Raw genomic sequence first — 18125 nt, 5'->3', positions numbered from 1 at the left:
ACAAGCGGCGTGTGCCGCGGCAACAAACGGTCGCACGTCACAGTTGTCGGCCGCTGCCACCACGTCAGCGGACAACTGTGCACCGTCGCCGCCAGCGCGGATAATTGGCGCCCCTGAAACCCAAGCGGTTATGCAATGTTTGTTCCCGGTCAACGTTGGATCTCCACCGCCGAGCCCGAGCTCGGCCTCGGCACCGTGTTGCGCGTGGAGGGCCGCGGCGTGCAGGTATTGTTCGCCAAGGCCGGCGTGCTGCGCCCCTACGCCATCGACTCGGCACCGCTGGTGCGCGCGGAGTTTCGCCCCGGCCAGCGGGTGGCCGGCAAAGGCATCGCGTTTCTGGTGGAACGGGTGGAGATCAAGGAGGAGCTCCTGACCTATCGCGGCGAGGGCCGCGAACTGGGCGAAGGCCAACTCGACGACGAACAGAGCGTGAGCCATGCCGATGACCGCCTGATTGGCGGGCGCACGGACACCGTCGCGCAGTTCGAGCTGCGGCTGGAAGGCTTGCGTCGGCGCGCCGATGCGCGACGATCACCGACCTGGGGCCTGAACTCGTCGCGCATCGGCCTGATCGAGCACCAGCTGCGTGTGGCCGGCATTGCCGCGGCCCGGCGCGCGCCGCGCGTACTGCTGGCGGACGAGGTAGGCCTGGGCAAGACCATCGAGGCCGGCATGATCGTGGCGCGCCAACTGGCCAGCGGGCGCGCATCGCGCGTGCTGCTGCTGTTGCCCGAGGCCTTGGTGTACCAGTGGTTTGTGGAAATGCTGCGCCGGTTCAACCTGCCCTTCGCGATCTACGACGAGGAGCGTTGCGCGGCGTTGGCGATGGCCGCCGAAGGCGAGCCCGCCGGCAATCCGTTCGACGACGAGCAGTTGGTGATTGCCGATTTCGGTCTGCTCGAAGCCAACCCGAAGCGCGCGCGCCAATTGCTGGAGGCGTCGTGGGACCTTCTGGTGGTGGACGAGGCGCACCACCTCGCGTGGACGCCGGAAGCAACCAGCCCGCGTTACGCGCTGGTGGAACAACTGGCGGCCAAGACCCCGGGCGTCATCCTGCTTACCGCCACCCCCGAACAGCTGGGCCGCAAGGGCCACTTTGCGCGCCTGCGCCTGCTCGACCCGCAGCGCTACCACGATTTGGACGCCTATCTCGCCGAGGTGGAACGCTTCCAGCCGCTGTCGCGCATTGCCGATTGCCTGATCGACGGCAAGCCGCTCGACGCGGCCCAAACCGACGCGCTGCATGCGGCGCTCGGCGACGACCCCTCGTTGGCACCGGCCATCGCCGATCCGTCCACGCCGACGCATGCCCAGGCACTGCTCGCCGCGTTGATCGACCGCCACGGCACCGGGCGGGTGATGTTCCGCAATCGGCGTGTCGGCATCGGCGGGTTCCCCAAGCGCGTGCCGGCATGGGAACTCATTCCCGCCGAGGGCGTGGACGATTCGGCGCGGCAGGCATTGCTGGTGGAGTTTCAGGCCGATATCCAGCAGCCTCCGCCGGCCGGCACCCACGATTACGCCAACGACCCGCGCATCCCGGCGCTGGTGGCGCTGCTCGACGCCCACCCGCAGGACAAATTCCTTCTGATCTGCCGCACCCAGGCCAAGGTGCTGGCACTGGAGGATGCCTTGCGCACGCGCACCGGCGCCGGCATGGCGCGCTTCCACGAAGGCCTCGGCATCGTGCAGCGCGACCGCAATGCGGCGTACTTTGCGCAGCCGGATGGCGCGCGCCTGCTGCTGTGCTCGGAGATCGGCTCGGAAGGCCGCAACTTCCAGTTTGCCCATCACCTGGTGCTGTGGGATCTGCCGCTCGACCCCGATCTGCTCGAACAGCGCATTGGCCGCCTCGACCGCATTGGCCAGCACCACGACATCGTCATCCACATCCTTGCCGTGGCCGACAGCGCGCAGCACGTGCTTGCGCGCTGGTATGCCGACGGCGTGGATGCGTTCCAGCACAGTCCGGCGGACAGCCGCGAACTGTTGCGCCGTTTCGGCGAGCGGCTGACGGAACTCGCCGATCAGCACGCGCGCGGTATTGACGCGCGCGACCAGGAGCTGGATGCGCTGGTGGCCGAAACCCGCGCCGCGCACGAAGAGATGGCGGCATTGATCCGCAACGGTCGCGACCGTCTGCTGGAGCTTTCCGCCAGCCACGATCCGCACGCGGACGAGTTGGCCCAGGCGTTTGCACGCGAGGATGCCGACCCCGGCCGCGATGCCTTCATGCTGCGTCTGCTCGAAGCCTGGGGCATCCACGGCGAGGAGCTCGGCAACCACGTGTTGCTGCTCGACCCGCAATACCTCTCCACCGACGGCCTGCCGGGTTTTGCCGACGGGCCGGTGTCCGCCACGTTTCGCCGCGAGGTGGCGCTTGCGCGCGAAGACCTGCCGCTGTTGCGGCTCGACCACCCGATGATTGCCGGCGCGCTGGATCTCGCCCTGTCCAGCGAAACCGGCAACGCCGCCTTCATGGTGGACGACACCCTGCCGCCGCGCAGCGCGCTGCTGCAGGCCGTGTTCCTGCTCGAATGCGTGGCCGACCGCAAGCTCGACGTGGAGCGGTTCCTGCCGGCGCTGCCGATCACCGTCACCGTGGATACGCGGCTTGCCGATCGCGCGCAGTTCCAGCCGAGCGACCTCGCGCGGCAGAAAGCCGCCGAGCGCAACATCGAAGTGGCGCGCTACCGCAAGATCCTCGGCCGGCTGGTGCCGCCGATGCTGGAAAAGGCCGAAGCCCTGGCCCGCGACCAGGCGCAAACCAGCATCGACACCGCCACCCGCACCGCCAGCGACGCACTCGATGCCGAGCTCGCGCGCCTCGACGCCCTGCGCGCAGTGAACCCGTCGATCAGCGCCGCCGAAATCGCCACCCTCGTCGCCGAACGCGACGCCCTGCTGGTCGCCCTGCCCGAATCCCGCCTGCGCCTGGATGGCGTGCGCTTCGTCGTCAGCGCGGATTTTCTCGCGTTGAGGTGACTAAGGCCGGAATTGGGGATAGGGGATTGGGGATTGGGTAAACCGCAGCCGGCCGGACCGGCACTGATCGGTGGCAACACGGAGCCCTCGCCACGAGACCGCCGAAATTTGTCCCGGCGGGTGCGGCGTCATGCTAGCCGCGGTCAACCCGCAAGACTGGAGGCGATGCGCACTTCGCCGGTGAGCACGCGGTGGATCGGGCACTTGTTGGCGATCTGCAGCAGGCGGTCGCGCTGCTCGGCATCGAGATCGCCTTCGAGCGTGATGACACGGGTGATGTCGTTGCCCTCCTTCGGCGTGCCTTCGGGGTTGAAGGCCAACTCCACTTCAACATGGCGCAACGCCCAGCCCTTGCGGGCGGCATACATCTGCAGGGTGATCGCAGTGCAGGCGCCGAGCGCGGAAAGCAACAGGCGGTGTGGCGCCGGGCCGGTGTTGCCGCCGCCTTCGGCGACCGGCTCGTCGGCGTGCCAAGCGTTGCCCTGGTCGTCGGTGAAGCTCACCGCATAGGCGGCGTCGCCGGTCTTGGCGTGAACGCGGGGAATGCTCATCGGGTTCTCCTTGGTTTGGTTCAAATCACGTCCCACAGGTAACCGTCGTGGGCGAGCACGGTGCCGGCAAGCTGCTCGATCGCCTCGTCCTCGTTGCGGTCGAGCTCGCGCAGGCTGCGTGCCATGCGCCGGCGCGCCTGCCTGGCGAAAGTTGCCGCGAGCGCCACGGCCTCGGCAGCCGCCGGGTTCCCCGCGCGTTCGAGGCTGTCGGCGCGCGACAGGACGCACAGGCCCACGAACAGATCGATGGCGACGTCGGCCAAGCGGTTCTGCGCGTGCTGCTGGTCGGCAATGCGTTTGCCGTAGCGACGCAGCAGCTGGTCGGCCGCCTTGGACAGCTCCACCGTGTACTTCTCGTAGATGCCAGCCGCCTTGCGCAGGCGCGGCGAGAGCTCGCGCGCGATGCGATCGATGCCGTAGCCGGTGGCCTCGCGCAGGCGCTTGCCGGTGTAGCCGCCCAGCACACCAAAGCCCTTGATCGGGTCGTTGAAGATGTCGCCCACCGCGGCGCGCAACTCGGTCAGGCCGGCGCCGACGCCCTTGAGGCCGGAGAGCGCGATGTACAGGTGCAGGATTTCGTTGGTGCCTTCGAAAATGGAAAGGATGCGCGTGTCGCGGGTGATCTGCTCGTACGGCAGCTCGCGCATGAAGCCGTTGCCGGCGGCGATCTGCAGCGCCTCGTAGGCGCAGCGCTGCACTGCGCGGCTGGCGAACACCTTGCTCATGGCGGCTTCCACCGAGTAATCGGTGGCGCCCGAATCGATCAGGTGCGCCACCATCCACACCACGCTCTCGGCGGCAAAGCATTCCAGCGTCATCTGCGCGATCTTGGCGCGCACCAGGCCAAACTCAGCAATCGACTTGCCGAACTGCTTGCGCTCCTTGGCCTGCGCGCACGCGAGCCGGATCAAGGTGCGCATGCCGCCGACCGCGCCGCCGCCGAGGCCGGTGCGACCGGAGTTCAAGATGCTCATCGCCACCTTGAAGCCCTTGCCCACCGGGCCGAGCACGTTCTCCGGCGGCACGCGCACGTCGGCAAACGCCACCGTGGTGGTGCTCGATGCGCGGATGCCCATCTTGTCCTCGTGCTGGCCGTGGCTCACGCCGGGCCATTTGGCTTCCACCAGGAACGCGGTGATCTTGCCTTCCGGCGTGTCGGTGCGCGCAAACACGGTGTAGAAATCGGCGATGCCGCCGTTGGTGATCCAGATCTTTTCACCGCTCAGCACCCAGCTGCCATCGGCGTTGCGCGTGGCATGGGTGCGGATCGACGCGGCATCCGAGCCGGCGCCGGCTTCGGTCAGGCAGAACGCCGCGATCATTTCGCCGGTAGCGAGGCGTGGCAGGTAGCGACGTTTCTGCTCGTCGGTGCCGAACAGCAGCAACCCCTTCATGCCGATCGAACTGTGCGCGCCGATGGTGAGCGACACCGAGCTGTCGTGGCTGCTGGTTTGCGCCAGCACGCGCGCATAGGCGCCGTTGGAGAGATCCATGCCGCCATAGGTTTCGGGAATGATCAGCCCGAACAACCCCATGTCACGCAGCGCCTGGATGAAATCTGCCGGCTGCTCGGCGATGCGGTCGTAGTGCGCCAGCTCGGCGTGCCTGGGCGCCAGGAACTCGTCGATCGCATCGGTCACGGGGCCAAGCAGCTCGCGGTCGCGTGCACGAATCTGCGGGTACGGAAACAACGCCTCTTCGAGGATATTGCCCAGGAACAACTGCTTGGCAACGCTCTCGCCGCCAGCCGGAGCAGGTGTGGTGGATGGAACGGACGGCGACGGGCTCATGGCGCACTCTCCATGCTGGGAATGCCGCATTCTGGCATTTCCCGATGTGAAGCCTGCGCCGCGCGGCGTCATATCCCGCGCCAGGGTCACTTGCCGACCGCCTCAAGCGGCGGCAAGCTGGCAAGCCAATGGCGCAAGCGTGCGCCGACTGTATCGCCGCGGAGGCCCGGGAATGCCCACCCCGTCGAATCCCAGCCGTGTTGCCGATGGCGTCGGCTACGCCTTTGCGCTATTGCCGGATGCTGGCGTGCGCGAGCAATTTGCCGTGGTTGGCGAGCGCCTGCAGCGCGTGCACCGCGTGGGCGGCACGCGCATCAGCGCCGATGCGCTGCGCCTGGATCTGTGCCCGATGGGGCGCGTCGTACGCCTGGTGCGCCCGGCGGAGCAGGCCTTGCTGGCAGCCGGCGCGGCGGTATCCACGGCCGGGTTCACCCTCACGTTCGACTCCGCAACCCGCCTGCACACCCACGCAGTGCAATTTCCGCTGACACTCAAAGCCAATGCCGCCAGCACCGCCGCCGCACTCGAACTGCGCAAGGCGCTGGCGGCAGCGCAGGCCGCCGTGGGCTTGCAGGTGCTGGCAGTCACCGGGTTTTCCGCCTACATCGCGTTGATGCAAGGCGACACCCTGCGGGGCGTGGAGGAGATCATCAACCCGATCGAATGGACGGTGCGCGAGTTTGTGCTGATCCGCCGCTTCTTCGGCGGCTTGCGCCACGAGGTGATTGGCCGCTGGCCGCTGACGGCGCCGGCTGACGACGGCCCCATCGACTTGATGGCCGAGCTGGCACGCATGACCGATGATTCGCCGCCGGCAATGGACGAGTAACCCGGCGTCTATGCCTCGGCATCCTGCTTGAGCCGTGCACGCACCTCGGGCGCCAACCCCTTGAGGCCCCAGCGCTGGCCTTCCGCTATTGCCTCGCTGGTGCTTTTGCCTTCGATCCAGGCGGCGCGCAGCGCCACCATGGCGCCAACGCGATTGCCGCTGGCGCAATGCACGAGCGTCAGCTGATCGCCGGCGGCGCGCAGCAACTGATCGAACTTTTCGACATTGGCCCGGGTGAGGTCGGCGGCGCCGCCAATCGGCAGGTGGCAGTACGCGATGCCCGCAGCGGCAACGGCGGCGCCTTCAACAAAATCGGGCGTCTCGCCGGCCTGTCGCAGGTTGATGACCTCGCACACCTGCCCCCGCGTCAAGAGCGGTATGTCGCGTGCGAGCAGGCAGCCGGAAACCACTCGGTGCACCGCAGGAAACCGCGCATCAGGCAGGTGTTCCAGCGCCTTTTGCGCCGGCGTGGCCGCGGCGGCGGCACCGGTAAACACGGCAAGCAGATTGGACAACCAGCGTGGACGGGACATGACCACCTCGACGTAAACCAAACATCGCTACTGTAAGGCGCCGCGTCGACGTCAGCCTTGCGCTGCGGCAATCACGGCAGATGCGACAAAGAACGAACCGAACGCGATGATGCGCTCGCCCGGCTTGGCCGAATGACGTGCAGCAGTCAGCGCTGTGGCCACGTCCGCGTGCTCGTCGTGCGTTGCGCCGGGGAGCACCTTGACCAGCGTGGCCGTGAGATCGCCGATGGCCATGCCGCGCGGGCTCACCGCGTCCAGCGGGGCCAGATGCCAATAGCTGACGCGTGTGCCAATGGCCGCCAGCACGCCGGCCACGTCCTTGTCTTTCAGCGCGCCGTAGACCGCATGCGTGCGCTTGGCGGGTTGTGCGTCCAGCCATGCGGCGATCACGCGCGCCGCCTGCGGGTTGTGCCCCACGTCGACAAACAGCTCGGGGTCGCCCCCCAGGGATTGCAGGCGCGCCGCGATCTGTACGTGACGCAGGCCGCGGCATACCGCGGCATAGGCATCCTGCGGCGCCAGCGGCCCACCGCCGATCCACAACGCATGCAGCGCAGCAATGGCCGCCGCCGCATTGGCGTACTGCACTTCGGCAGCCAGCGCCGGCGCCGGTAGTGCCATGGCGGTGCCATCCGCATGCTGCCACTGCCAGCCGTCGGCGTGCCACGCACGGGTGAAGTCGATGCCGGCACGCTCCACCTTGGCGCCAATTCCTGCCAGCGCGTCGAGCAAGCCGTTCGGCGGGTCGTCCTCGCCAATGATCGCCGGCCGCCCGGCGCGGGCCACGCCGGCCTTTTCGCGGCCGATGCTGTCGCGATCCGGGCCAAGCCACTCCATATGGTCGAGGTCGATGGTAGTAATGACCGCCACGTCGGCATCGACGATGTTGACCGCATCGAGCCGCCCGCCCAGGCCCACTTCCAGCACCGCGAGATCGAGCCCGGCGCGGGCAAACAGATCGAGCGCCGCCAGCGTGGCGTATTCAAAAAAAGTCAGCAACGTGTCGCCACGCGCGGTTTCGATGCGCTCGAAGCTCGCCAGGAGCGAGGCGTCGTCCGCGTCGGTGCCGTCAATGCGGATGCGCTCGTTGTAGGCCAGCAGATGCGGCGAGGTGTACGCGCCCACCCGCAAGCCGGCGCCGCGCGCCATCGCCGCGATCAACGCCACCGTCGAGCCCTTGCCGTTGGTACCGGCAACGGTGACGACCCGGCGGGCGGGCGCCACCGCCCCCATGCGTTGCCACACGCTGCGCACGCGATCCAGCCCCAGCTCGATCGTGTGCGGGTTGACGTGCTGCTGATAGTCGAGCCACTGGGCAAGCGTGCGTGACATGGAACCGGGCGACCTCGCAAGACAGAAAACGCAAAGCTTACGCGATCCCCGTGATGCATCCGGTGAATGTCACAGTGGCACCTTGCGCAGGCGCAACGCGTTGGACACCACCGACACCGAGCTGAGGCTCATCGCCAGCGCCGCGATCATCGGCGAGAGCACGATGCCAAACGCCGGATACAGCACGCCGGCCGCGAGCGGCACGCCGATGCCGTTGTAGATGAAGGCAAAGAACAGGTTCTGGTGGATGTTGCCCACGGTGGCCTGCGACAGTTTGCGTGCGCGCAGGATCGCGCCAAGGTCGCCCTTGACCAGCGTCACCTGGGCGCTTTCCATCGCCACGTCGCTGCCGTTGCCCATGGCAATGCCGACCTCGGCCGCAGCCAGCGCCGGCGCATCGTTGATGCCGTCGCCGGCCATCGCCACGTGCGCGCCTTGTGCCTTGAGCGCCTGCACCACCGCCGCCTTGTCGGTCGGCGACACCTCGGCGCGCACGTCGTCGATGCCGAGCTGCGCGGCGACCGCATGCGCGGTGGTCGCGTTGTCGCCGGTGAGCATCACCAGATGAATGCCGGCGCGCTTGAGCGCAGCGACGGTCTGCGCTGCCTCGGACTTGACTTGGTCGGCCACCGCCAGCAACGCCACCAGCTGCCCAGCCACCGCCAAGTGCATCACCGTTGCGCCCTGCGTGCGCAACCGTTCGGCCTGCGCCGCGGCCGTCGGCGTCACGGCGACGCCTTGTTCGCCCATCAGCTTCGCATTGCCGAGTGCCACGGCCTCGCCGTCGACGCTGGCGGTCACGCCGCGACCGGTCAATGCGCGGAAACCGCTGGCCGGCAGCGTCGCCACGTTCTCGCTCGTGGCCGCCGTCACGATGGCATGCGCCAGCGGGTGCTCGCTCGGGCGCTCGATCGCGGCTGCCAGCGCCAGCACGCGCGCACGCGCCAAGGTACCGGTCACGACCACTTCCGTCAGCGCCGGCTTGCCGCGGGTCAAGGTGCCAGTCTTGTCCACTACCAGGGTGTCGATGTTGCGCAAGGCTTCGATCGCACCGGCATCCTTGAACAGCACCCCGTGCTGCGCGCCGCGCCCACTGGCCACCATGATCGAGATCGGGGTGGCGAGCCCAAGCGCACACGGGCAGGCAATGATCAGCACCGATACGGCCGCGATCAACGCGTGCGCCAGTTGCGGGGCCGGCCCCACCAGCGCCCATGCCGCAAACGCGATGACGGCCACCGTAACCACCGCCGGCACGAACCATGCCGCCACCCGGTCGGCAACACGCTGCAACGGCGCGCGGCTGCGCTGTGCCTGCGCCACCAGGCCCACGATCTGCGCCAGCAAGGTGGCGGCGCCGACTTTTTCCGCCCGCATCACCAGGCTGCCGTCGCGGTTGACCGTGCCGCCGGCCAGCTTGTCGCCAACCTGCTTGGTCACCGGCATCGGCTCGCCGGTGAGCATCGCCTCGTCGACGTGGCTCTCACCCGCGACCACCACGCCATCCACCGGCACCTTCTCGCCAGGGCGCACGCGCAGCAGATCCCCCACCACGACCGCGTCCAGCGCCACATCTGCCTCGCTACCGTCAGCGGCCATGCGCCGCGCGGTTTTGGGTGCCAGGCCCAGCAATGCCTGCAACGCGGCGCCGGTACGCCGACGTGCACGCAGCTCGAGAAAATCGCCGAGTGCAACCAGGGTGACGATCACCGCCGCCGATTCGAAATAGACGTCCACCCGTCCATGCGCATTGCGGAAGCCGGGCGGAAACACGCCGGGAAACAGGAACGCCACTGCGCTGTACGTCCAGGCCACACCGGTGCCCAGCGCGATCAGCGTGTACATGTTCGGCGACCATGGCCTGAGCGAGCGCCAGCCGCGCGCAAAGAACGGCGCTCCGCCCCACAGCACCACCACCGTCGCCAGCAGGGCTTCCACCCAGCCGGCAGCACCGGCCCACGCGGCTGGCCCATGCCAACCGAACAGGTGTGGGCCCATCGCGATCACGAACACCGGTACGGTCAGCGCAACCAGCGTCGCCAGCCGCCACGCCATGGCACGCAACTCGCCGCCGTCATCGGCGTCCGCGCTGGGCAGCATCGGCTCCAGCGCCATGCCGCATTTCGGGCACAGCCCGGGGCCGACCTGCTGCACCTCCGGGTGCATCGGGCAGGTGTAAATCGTGCCGACGGGTGCCGCGGGCACCGATGCCTGCGGCGCGAGATACGCCGCGGGATCGGCACTGAATTTTTCACGGCAATGCGCACTGCAGAAGTGATACGTCTGCCCGGCATGCTGGGCGTGATGCGGCGTGGTGGCAGGATCGACCTGCATGCCGCATACCGGGTCGGTCGCGCCGGCGGCGTGCGCGTGCTCATGAACGTGGTCGCGATGCGGCGCCACCATGGGCAACGGCAGCACTTTCGCCGCACATGCCGACACCGCGGGCGTGCCGTAGCGATCCGGCGCGGCGTCGAATTTCGCCTTGCAGCCGGCACCGCAGAAATGGAACGTCTCGCCGCCGTGTTCGGAGCGGTGCTTCGTAGTCGCCGGATCGACCTGCATGCCGCAAACGGGGTCGCGCGTACTCATGCCCGTGTCTCCTCGCCAGTCAGCGAACGCAGGATCGGACATTGCTCGGGCGTGCCGTGCCCGGGGCACGAGGCCACCAGTTCGGCCAGCGCATCGCGCACGCGGGTCAGCTCGGCGATGCGCTCGGTGATGGCATCCAGCCGCTTGCGTGCGCGCTGCTTCACCGCCTTCACGCCATGCTGGCGGTCAGCCGACAGCGCCAAGAGTTCGCGGATTTCCTCCAGCGTGAAACCCAGCTCCTTGGCGCGGCGGATGAAGCGCAACTGCAGCACCGCCGCCTCGCCGTAACTGCGGTAGCCGGACGCCCGCCGCAGCGGCTCGGGCAGCAGCCCTTCGCGCTCGTAATAGCGGATGGTGTCGATGGCCACGCCGACGCGACGGGCGACGGAACCGATGGTGAGCGAGCTGGCGGTTGGCATGTTCATGGCGCAAGTCTAGAGCCTGGATCAAGGTCCAGAGTCAAGCACCGTGCTTGCAGGCAACATAGGGTTTTCGATCAGTGCGTGCTGGCGGCCGGTGCCGGCATGTCGGGCATGGCTGGGGTCGCATCCTGGTGGTCGCCGTCTTCGACCTCGGCAGCATGAGCGGTGAGCTGGTGATAGCGTTCCGCACTCATCTTTGGCTGCTGTTGCAGGTACGCCACCATCGCCCAGATCTTCTGGTCGTCGTGGGTTTTGCCCCACGCCGGCATGGCGCTCATCTTGATCCCGTGCTTGATGATCCAGAACGCCTCAGCCGGGTCGGGCGCAAACTTGGTCAGTTTCGGCGGTTGCGGGTACAGGCCGGCACGCGTCTCGCTGTCGGTCATGCCCGGTGCGAGATGGCACTGGGTGCACATCTCCGAATAATGCGCCGCGCCTTCGGTGACCAGCGTCGGGTCATCCAGTTGCGGCACCTTGATGCCCGCCAGGCGGGTGTCGATCGAACGCTCGCGCAGCACGCCGATCAAGCGTGCGGTGACCTTCCAGTGCGGTGCGTCGGCACCGATGTCGTAACTGCCCGACCACCACCAACCGGCGAGCACCGCCAGCGCCAACACCACGACCGCCACCAGCTTGCCCAAGCATCGCATCGTCATCTCCCCGCGCCACACCAAGAGTTCACGCTACGCCGGCACGCGGTACGTACACGTCAAGGCGTTGCCACGCCGGGTGCTACGGCCTCGGGTTTGGGCGGCCGCACGTCCGGCAGGAATATCGCCAGCATGCCCAGCAGCGGCAGGAACGCGCACACTTGGTACACGAACACGATGCCGTAATGCTCGGCCACCAGCCCGAGCACGCCGGCACCAAGGCCGCCAAGGCCAAAGCTGAAACCGTAGAACAGCCCCGACACCATGCCAATGCGGTGCGCAAGCATGTCCTGCGCATAGACGATGATGGCCGGGAACGCCGAAGCCAGCACCAGCCCGATCACGATGCTGAGCCCGATCGTGGCGTGCAGCCCCACGTGCGGCAGCATCAGCGTGAACGGCGCGCAACCCAGGATCGACAGCCAGATCACCCGGCGCCGCCCGACGCGGTCGCCCAGCGGCCCGCCGATCAGGGTACCGGCGGCCACCGCAAACAGGAACACGGCCAACAGGTTCGCGGCGGCATGCGCACTCACGCCGAACTGGTGCATCACGTAAAACGTGTAGTAGCTGCTGATGCTGGCGAGATAGAAAAACTTGGAGATCATCAGCACCAGCAGGATGCCGATGGTGCGGCGTACCAGCGGTGCCGGGTAGCGCGGCAGTACCGCCGCCCGCGCCTTTACCGGGCGCTGTTCGAGGTGGTGCCGATACCAGCGGCTTACCTGCAACAGGATCACCATGCCGAGCAGCGCCATCAGCGCAAACCACGCCGCATGCGGACGTCCGCCATCGGTGTGGCGCAACACCAGAAACGCCGCGAGCAGTGGCCCCAGCGCCTGCCCGGTGTTGCCGCCAATCTGGAACAGCGACTGCGCCAGGCCATACTGGCCACCCGATGCCAGCCGCGCCACGCGCGAGGATTCCGGGTGGAAGGTGGACGAACCGCAGCCGATCAGCGCCACCGCCACCAGCACCAGCGGGTAGCTCGGCGCCACCGAAAGCAGCAGCAGGCCGCACATGGTGAACGCCATGCCGATCGGCAAAATCAGCGGAAACGGGTGTTTGTCGGTCACCGTGCCCACCACCGGCTGCAACATCGATGCGGTGAGCTGGAAAGTCAGCGTGATGGCGCCGATCTGGAAAAACGTAAGGTCGAACTCGCCCTTGAGCAGCGGGTACAGCGCCAGGATCACCGACTGCATGATGTCGTTGAGCATGTGCGCCGAGCTGACCCCGGCCACCACGCGGAAATCGCGCGAACGATGCCTGCCGGGCGCGGCAACCACGGCGCCGCCACTCGCCGCGGTGCCGGATGAAACCTGATCCATGAATCGACCGCTCTGAAAAACGCCGGTACGCGCCGGCAAACGCGTCATTGTCGCAGCAAGCGACGCAGGGGCGCCAACGGGCAAGAACCGGGATGATGAATACGGAATTGGGGATTCGGCAGCGTGGGTGGGCGCCGCAACAACGTACGGGCGTTGCCGCCAACGCCATTGCCCATCACCTGCCATCCTCCACCGCCACGAACCCGCCGGTCTGGCGTTGCCACAGGCGCGCGTAGAGCCCGCCCTGCGCCACCAGTTCGGCGTGGGTGCCGGCTTCGACGATGCGCCCCTGGTCGAGCACCACGAGACGATCCATGCGCGCGATGGTGGACAGCCGATGCGCGATGGCGATGACGGTCTTGCCGTGCATCAGCGCATCGAGGCTTTCCTGGATCGCGGCTTCGACTTCGGAATCCAGTGCGCTGGTGGCTTCGTCCAGCACCAGGATCGGCGCGTCCTTCAAAAACACCCGTGCGATGGCAATGCGCTGGCGCTGGCCGCCGGAGAGCTTCACCCCGCGCTCGCCCACCAGCGAGTCGAAACCGGTGTGGCCCTGGTTGTCGCTCAAGCCCGGGATGAAACTATCGGCGCGCGCCTTGCGCACCGCGTCCATGATCTGCGCGTCGCTGGCGTCGGGACGCCCGTAGAGGATGTTGTCGCGGATGGAACGATGCAGCAGCGAGGTGTCCTGGGTGACCACGCCGATCTGCGCGCGCAGGGTTTCCTGCGCCACCTGGGAAACATCCTGCCCATCGATCGCGATGCGGCCCGATTCGAGGTCGTACAGGCGCAGCAGCAAATTCATCAACGTGGTCTTGCCGGCGCCGGAGGGGCCGACAACGCCGATCTTTTCGCCGCCGCGCACGCTGAGGCTCAAATCGTCGATGACGCGACCGTGGTGGCCGTAATGGAACCGCACGTGCTCGAAGCTCACCGCACCGCGGCTGACCGCCAGTGGCCTGGCCTGCACGCCATCCTGCACCGCGCGCGGCTGGGCGATGGTGGTGATGCCATCCTGCACGGTGCCAACGTCCTCGAAGATGCCGTTGACCACCCACATGATCCAGCCGGACATGTTGCTGATGCGGATGGCCAACCCGGTGGACAGCGCAATCGCGCCCACGCTGACCTTGCCCTGGCTCCACAGCAGCAACGCCAGCCCGGATGTGCCGGCGATCAGGAGGCCGTTCATCGCGGTGATGCTGGCGTCGAGCGCGGTGGTGACGCGCGTCATGCGCGCGATCTTGCGCGTCTGCTCGGCCATCGCGTCGGCCACGTAGTTCTCCTCGCGCCGGCCGTGGGCGAACAGCTTGAGCGTCAGCATGTTGCTGTAGCCGTCCACCACGCGCCCCATCAGCTTGGAGCCCGCCGCCGAGGCATGCCACGAGCGCTGCTTGAGGTGCGGGATGAAGATCGCCAGCGAGGCGATGTAGAGCACCACCCAGCCGAGCAGCGGCAGCGCCAGGCGCAGATCCTCATGCGCGAACAGCGCCACCGCACTGCCGACGTAGACCGTCACGTACCACAGCGCGTCCACGATCTGCACCGCCGACTGCCGCAGCGCGGTGCCGGTCTGCATGATGCGGTTGGCGATGCGGCCGGCGTAGTCGTTCTGGAAAAATGCCAGGCTCTGGCGAATCACGTAGCGATGGTTCTGCCAGCGGATGCGGTTGGTGAGGTTGGGCACGATCGCCTGGTTCACCAAGAGGTCGTGCAGCGCATTGAAGAACGGTCGCGCGATGACGACGACGAAGGCCATGAACGCCAGCTCATGCCCGTGGCGGCTGAAAAACCCCGGCCGTGGCATCTCCTTCGCCAGATCGACCACGCGGCCGATGAAACCGAACAGCGCGACCTCGATGCCGGCCACGAAGAACCCGACGAACACAGTGGCGGCAAAGATCGGCCACACCTGACGCAGATAGTGAAAATAAAAGCGCCCGACGGAGGCCGGCGGCATGCCCTCGCCCGGCTCCTTGAACGCGTCGATCAGCGATTCAAACCAGCGGAAGATCACGGCATCACTTGGCAACGACAGGGCATATCAGCCTGCGGCGCGCGCCGGTGCAACGCAAGGGCCGAACGGCATGCGCCCCGGAAGCTGGTGCGACGGTGATGGTCCGTCGGGCGATGAGGCCAGCCTGGCCTCTCACCCCAGCGGGGAGAGCAAGCCGACCGACTTCGGCCGCCCGCGTTCCTATGGCGCGATCTTGCGCTTGAGCGCCTGCGCCATCGGTGCCGGCAAATTCGGCAGCGAGCGCAGCAGCCATGGCAGCAACCGCCGCTTGGTGCGGCCCAGCGCCTCGGGCACGCGGGCATCGATCAGGTGCGGGCCGGGCGTGGCGAGCGCGCGTTCGAACACGGTGCAGAACGCTTCGGCCCGATCGACGCGCGTGGCCGCCACGCCCATGCCCTGCGCCAGCGCGGCAAAATCGAGCGGCGCATCGCCCAGTTCGAGCTGGTGGCGCGCCTTGGGACCGGGGGCGGTCGAGCCGACGCGCTCCAGCTCCACGTTGAGCACGGAATACGCGGCGTTGTTGAACACGACGGCGATCACGTGCAGGTGCTCGCGCGCCATCGTCCACAACGCCTGGATGGTGTACATCGCGGCGCCATCGCCCACCAGCGCAATCACCGGGCGCTGCGGACACGCCACCGCGGCACCCACTGCATTGGGCAAGCCCTGCCCGATCGCGCCGCCGGTAAGCGTGAGGAGGTCGTGGCGCGGCGCGCCTTGGGTCATCACGCCCAGCATCAGGCCCGAGGTGATCGCCTCGTCCACGACAATCGCGCGCTCGGGCAGTAGGTGCCCCACTGCCTTGCACACCTTGGGCGCAGTGAGCCGCCCGCGCGGACGGCTTGGGCGCGATGGTGGCTGCACGGCCGGCTCGACGCCTGCCGCATCCAGCTCGGCAACGAGCTTCGCCAGGCTTGCCGCGGCGTCTTCGACCGGCGTCGCCAGCGTGTGCACCGTGCAGCCCGCGGGCACCAGGTCGCTGGCCTTGCCGGGGTAGGCAAAAAACGCCACCGGCGATTTCGCATCCACCAGTACGAGGTGCTTGTAGGGCGCAAGCTGCACGCCAGCCATCTCGGCCAGATACGCAATGCGCTCCACCGCCGGCAGCCCGGCGCCGCGTTCGAGCCGGGTGGGAAACACCTCGGCAAACAGCTTCACGCCGCAACGCGCCGCCAGCCGGGCCGCATCGCGCAGCGGCGCTTCGCGCAAAGCCTGCCCGCCAAGCAGCAACGCCACCGGTTCACCGCCGCGCAGAAGCGTAGCGACGCGCGCCACCACGGCGTCCTCCGCCACCGGCGCCAGTTGCGCAGCCGGCATCGGGCACGGCTGCGCACCTTCGCTCCACGACACGTCGGCCGGCAGGATCAGCGTGGCCACCTGCCCCGGCAAACCGCGCGCCGCCGTCACCTCATCGACCACGTCGCGGCACAGGGTGGCAGTGCTTTGCGCGGTGCGCACAAAACCGGGCGAGACGTTGCGCGCCACGGTTTCGATATCCGACTGGAGCTGCGCGTCGTACTTGACGTGGAACGTGGCGTGGTCGCCCACGATGTTCACCACCGGCACGTGTCCCTTGCGCGCGTTGTGCAGGTTCGCCAGGCCATTGCCCAGGCCGCAGCCCAGATGCAGCAGCGTCGCCGCCGGCTTGCCGGCCATGCGCGCATAGCCATCCGCCGCGCCGGTCGCCACGCCCTCGAACAACGCCAGTACCGCACGCAGGCGCGGCTCGGCATCGAGCGCCGCGACAAAGTGCATTTCGCTGGTGCCGGGGTTGGTGAAACACACCTCGACGCCCGCATCGGCGAGCGTGTGGATCAACGCGGTGGCACCGTTCATGGCAACTTCCAAGGCAAGGTAGACAACGGATTCATGGTGCGCCTTCGAGCTGCGCGCGGCCGATGTCGGCGACGCGGGTGACACCGGTCAGCATCATCGCCAGCGTGAACTCGCGCTGCCAATGCGTGAGCCACTGGCGCACGCCGGCCTCGCCTTGGGCGGCCAGCGCCCACACCCACGGGCGCCCGACCAGCACGCCATGCGCGCCGAGAGCGAGTGCGCGAAACACGTCGGTGCCGCTGCGCACACCACCGTCGACCAGCACCTCCAAACGATTGCCAACGGCAGCGGCAATCGCCGGCAGCACGGCCAGCGTGGCCGGTGCACCTTCGAGCTGGCGTCCGCCGTGGTTGGAAACGACAATGCCATCGGCATCCACTACGACGGCCTGGCGTGCGTCCTCCACCGACAGGATGCCCTTGAGCAGCAGCCGCCCACGCCATTGCGTGCGCAGCCAGTCGATGTCGCGCCAGGTCACGGTGGGATCGAACTGCGCATCCACCCACGCCTTGAACGCATTCGGATCGCGGGCGCCCGGCACCTGCCCGGCGAGGTTGCCAAAGCCGAGCGGCTTGCCGCCAAGCGCGACGCGCCACACCCAGCCGGGGCGCGCTGCAAGCTGCAACGCCTTGATCAGCGCCGGACGCGCGCCGCGCGCATCGAGGCCGTGGCGCACGTCACGCCAGCGCACGCCGGTGCGCGGCAGATCCACGGTGAACACCAGCGTGCGCGTGCCGGCCGCCCATGCCGCATCCAGCAGCGCACGCACCGCGCCACGATCGCGCAGCATGTAGAGCTGGAACCACGCCGGCACGCCGGCTGCGGCATTGACTTCGGCCAGCGGGCAAATGCCGACGGTGGACAACGTGAATGGCACGCCGAAGGCGGCAGCGGCGCGCGCCGCCAGCGCCTCGCCGCGCGGTGCCGCCAGGCCGGCCAGGCCCACCGGTGCCAGCGCCAGCGGCATCGCGCAGGGTTGCCCGCCGAGCGTGGCCTGCGTGCTGACGGCGGCGACATCGACCAGCACGCGCTGGTGCAACGCGACGTGGGCAAACACCGCCACGTTCGCGGCCAGCGTGTATTCGTCACCGGCACCGCCGTCGAAATAATCGAACAGGAAACGCGGCAACCGGCGACGCGCGCAGGCGCGCCAATCGTCGGTGGTTGCCGCATAGCCGAGCCAGGTCATGGTTTGGCCCCGCACGTTGCGGCTTTCCATCGCCACATGCCATGTCGGCGGCAGGCGGTTCGGGCGTG

Annotated in this window: 13 protein-coding genes; 2 read left to right on the top strand and 11 right to left on the bottom strand. The window is 68.1% G+C overall.

All coding sequences use genetic code 11. The features are described from left to right. The first annotated feature begins 135 nt into the window (after positions 1–135). The gene (gene rapA, locus AC3WP6_RS06815) at positions 136–2985 is read left to right on the top strand and encodes an RNA polymerase-associated protein RapA (RefSeq protein ID WP_492627030.1); all 2850 of its coding nucleotides are present in this window, start codon (positions 136–138) and stop codon (positions 2983–2985) included. A 143-nt stretch (positions 2986–3128) separates the two neighbouring features. On the opposite strand, the gene AC3WP6_RS06810 is transcribed toward rapA, so the two are convergent. Both AC3WP6_RS06810 and AC3WP6_RS06805 read right to left on the bottom strand, forming a co-directional pair. Then, positions 3129–3536: an OsmC family protein gene (locus tag AC3WP6_RS06810; RefSeq protein ID WP_492627029.1), complete on the bottom strand. Its 408-nt coding sequence runs from the start codon at positions 3534–3536 to the stop codon at positions 3129–3131. Between the two features lie 20 nt (positions 3537–3556). After that, positions 3557–5326 carry an acyl-CoA dehydrogenase family protein gene (locus tag AC3WP6_RS06805; protein ID WP_492627028.1) on the bottom strand — a complete coding sequence of 590 codons (1770 nt, stop codon included), beginning with the start codon at positions 5324–5326 and terminating at the stop codon, positions 3557–3559. Between the two features lie 172 nt (positions 5327–5498). On the opposite strand from AC3WP6_RS06805, the gene AC3WP6_RS06800 reads away from it, so the two are divergent. Continuing rightward, positions 5499–6155 (top strand): 2'-5' RNA ligase family protein, encoded by a 657-nt coding sequence (locus tag AC3WP6_RS06800; RefSeq protein ID WP_492627027.1) that lies wholly within the window; start codon positions 5499–5501, stop codon positions 6153–6155. Between the two features lie 8 nt (positions 6156–6163). Here the strand turns inward: AC3WP6_RS06800 and AC3WP6_RS06795 are convergent, their stop codons facing one another. From AC3WP6_RS06795 to AC3WP6_RS06755, 9 genes are all read right to left on the bottom strand, one after another. Further along, entirely contained in the window at positions 6164–6688 is a 525-nt protein-coding gene (locus tag AC3WP6_RS06795; RefSeq protein WP_492627026.1) for a beta-lactamase hydrolase domain-containing protein, read from the bottom strand. 51 nt (positions 6689–6739) lie between these two features. Then, a complete protein-coding gene (gene folC / locus AC3WP6_RS06790; RefSeq protein WP_492627025.1) occupies positions 6740–8020 on the bottom strand; it encodes a bifunctional tetrahydrofolate synthase/dihydrofolate synthase in 1281 nt (426 codons plus the stop codon). Positions 8021–8089: 69 nt separating this feature from the next. After that, positions 8090–10612 carry a heavy metal translocating P-type ATPase gene (locus AC3WP6_RS06785; protein WP_492627024.1) on the bottom strand — a complete coding sequence of 841 codons (2523 nt, stop codon included), beginning with the start codon at positions 10610–10612 and terminating at the stop codon, positions 8090–8092. Continuing rightward, on the bottom strand, positions 10609–11037 hold the full coding sequence (locus AC3WP6_RS06780) for a heavy metal-responsive transcriptional regulator (protein ID WP_492627023.1): 429 nt from the start codon (positions 11035–11037) through the stop codon (positions 10609–10611). Before AC3WP6_RS06780 ends, AC3WP6_RS06785 begins: the two co-directional genes overlap by 4 nt. A gap of 71 nt (positions 11038–11108) precedes the next feature. Next, positions 11109–11684, bottom strand: a complete 576-nt coding sequence (locus AC3WP6_RS06775; protein WP_492627022.1) for a c-type cytochrome — start codon at positions 11682–11684, stop codon at positions 11109–11111. Positions 11685–11743: 59 nt separating this feature from the next. Continuing rightward, positions 11744–13015 (bottom strand): MFS transporter, encoded by a 1272-nt coding sequence (locus tag AC3WP6_RS06770; protein ID WP_492627021.1) that lies wholly within the window; start codon positions 13013–13015, stop codon positions 11744–11746. A 175-nt stretch (positions 13016–13190) separates the two neighbouring features. Further along, positions 13191–15029 (bottom strand): ABC transporter ATP-binding protein, encoded by a 1839-nt coding sequence (locus AC3WP6_RS06765; protein WP_492628651.1) that lies wholly within the window; start codon positions 15027–15029, stop codon positions 13191–13193. 183 nt (positions 15030–15212) lie between these two features. After that, positions 15213–16868 (bottom strand): acetolactate synthase large subunit, encoded by a 1656-nt coding sequence (locus AC3WP6_RS06760; RefSeq protein WP_492627020.1) that lies wholly within the window; start codon positions 16866–16868, stop codon positions 15213–15215. A gap of 31 nt (positions 16869–16899) precedes the next feature. Further along, positions 16900–18057, bottom strand: coding sequence for an L-lactate dehydrogenase (locus tag AC3WP6_RS06755; RefSeq protein ID WP_492628650.1), 1158 nt, complete (start codon positions 18055–18057; stop codon positions 16900–16902). Positions 18058–18125 lie beyond the last annotated feature (68 nt).

It is taken from the genome of Rhodanobacter sp. FW106-HT46G03 (genome assembly GCF_058789895.1).
This window is presented reverse-complemented; position numbering and strand designations above follow the sequence as displayed.

What these genes read in the sequence shown, in the direction of transcription:
- rapA (WP_492627030.1), top strand. Translation starts at nt 136, where the DNA reads ATGTTTGTTCCCGGTCAACGTTGGATCTCCACCGCCGAGCCCGAGCTC.
- AC3WP6_RS06810 (WP_492627029.1), bottom strand. Translation starts at nt 3,536, where the DNA reads ATGAGCATTCCCCGCGTTCACGCCAAGACCGGCGACGCCGCCTATGCG.
- AC3WP6_RS06805 (WP_492627028.1), bottom strand. Translation starts at nt 5,326, where the DNA reads ATGAGCCCGTCGCCGTCCGTTCCATCCACCACACCTGCTCCGGCTGGC.
- AC3WP6_RS06800 (WP_492627027.1), top strand. Translation starts at nt 5,499, where the DNA reads ATGCCCACCCCGTCGAATCCCAGCCGTGTTGCCGATGGCGTCGGCTAC.
- AC3WP6_RS06795 (WP_492627026.1), bottom strand. Translation starts at nt 6,688, where the DNA reads ATGTCCCGTCCACGCTGGTTGTCCAATCTGCTTGCCGTGTTTACCGGT.
- folC (WP_492627025.1), bottom strand. Translation starts at nt 8,020, where the DNA reads ATGTCACGCACGCTTGCCCAGTGGCTCGACTATCAGCAGCACGTCAAC.
- AC3WP6_RS06785 (WP_492627024.1), bottom strand. Translation starts at nt 10,612, where the DNA reads ATGAGTACGCGCGACCCCGTTTGCGGCATGCAGGTCGATCCGGCGACT.
- AC3WP6_RS06780 (WP_492627023.1), bottom strand. Translation starts at nt 11,037, where the DNA reads ATGAACATGCCAACCGCCAGCTCGCTCACCATCGGTTCCGTCGCCCGT.
- AC3WP6_RS06775 (WP_492627022.1), bottom strand. Translation starts at nt 11,684, where the DNA reads ATGCGATGCTTGGGCAAGCTGGTGGCGGTCGTGGTGTTGGCGCTGGCG.
- AC3WP6_RS06770 (WP_492627021.1), bottom strand. Translation starts at nt 13,015, where the DNA reads ATGGATCAGGTTTCATCCGGCACCGCGGCGAGTGGCGGCGCCGTGGTT.
- AC3WP6_RS06760 (WP_492627020.1), bottom strand. Translation starts at nt 16,868, where the DNA reads ATGAACGGTGCCACCGCGTTGATCCACACGCTCGCCGATGCGGGCGTC.
- AC3WP6_RS06755 (WP_492628650.1), bottom strand. Translation starts at nt 18,057, where the DNA reads ATGACCTGGCTCGGCTATGCGGCAACCACCGACGATTGGCGCGCCTGC.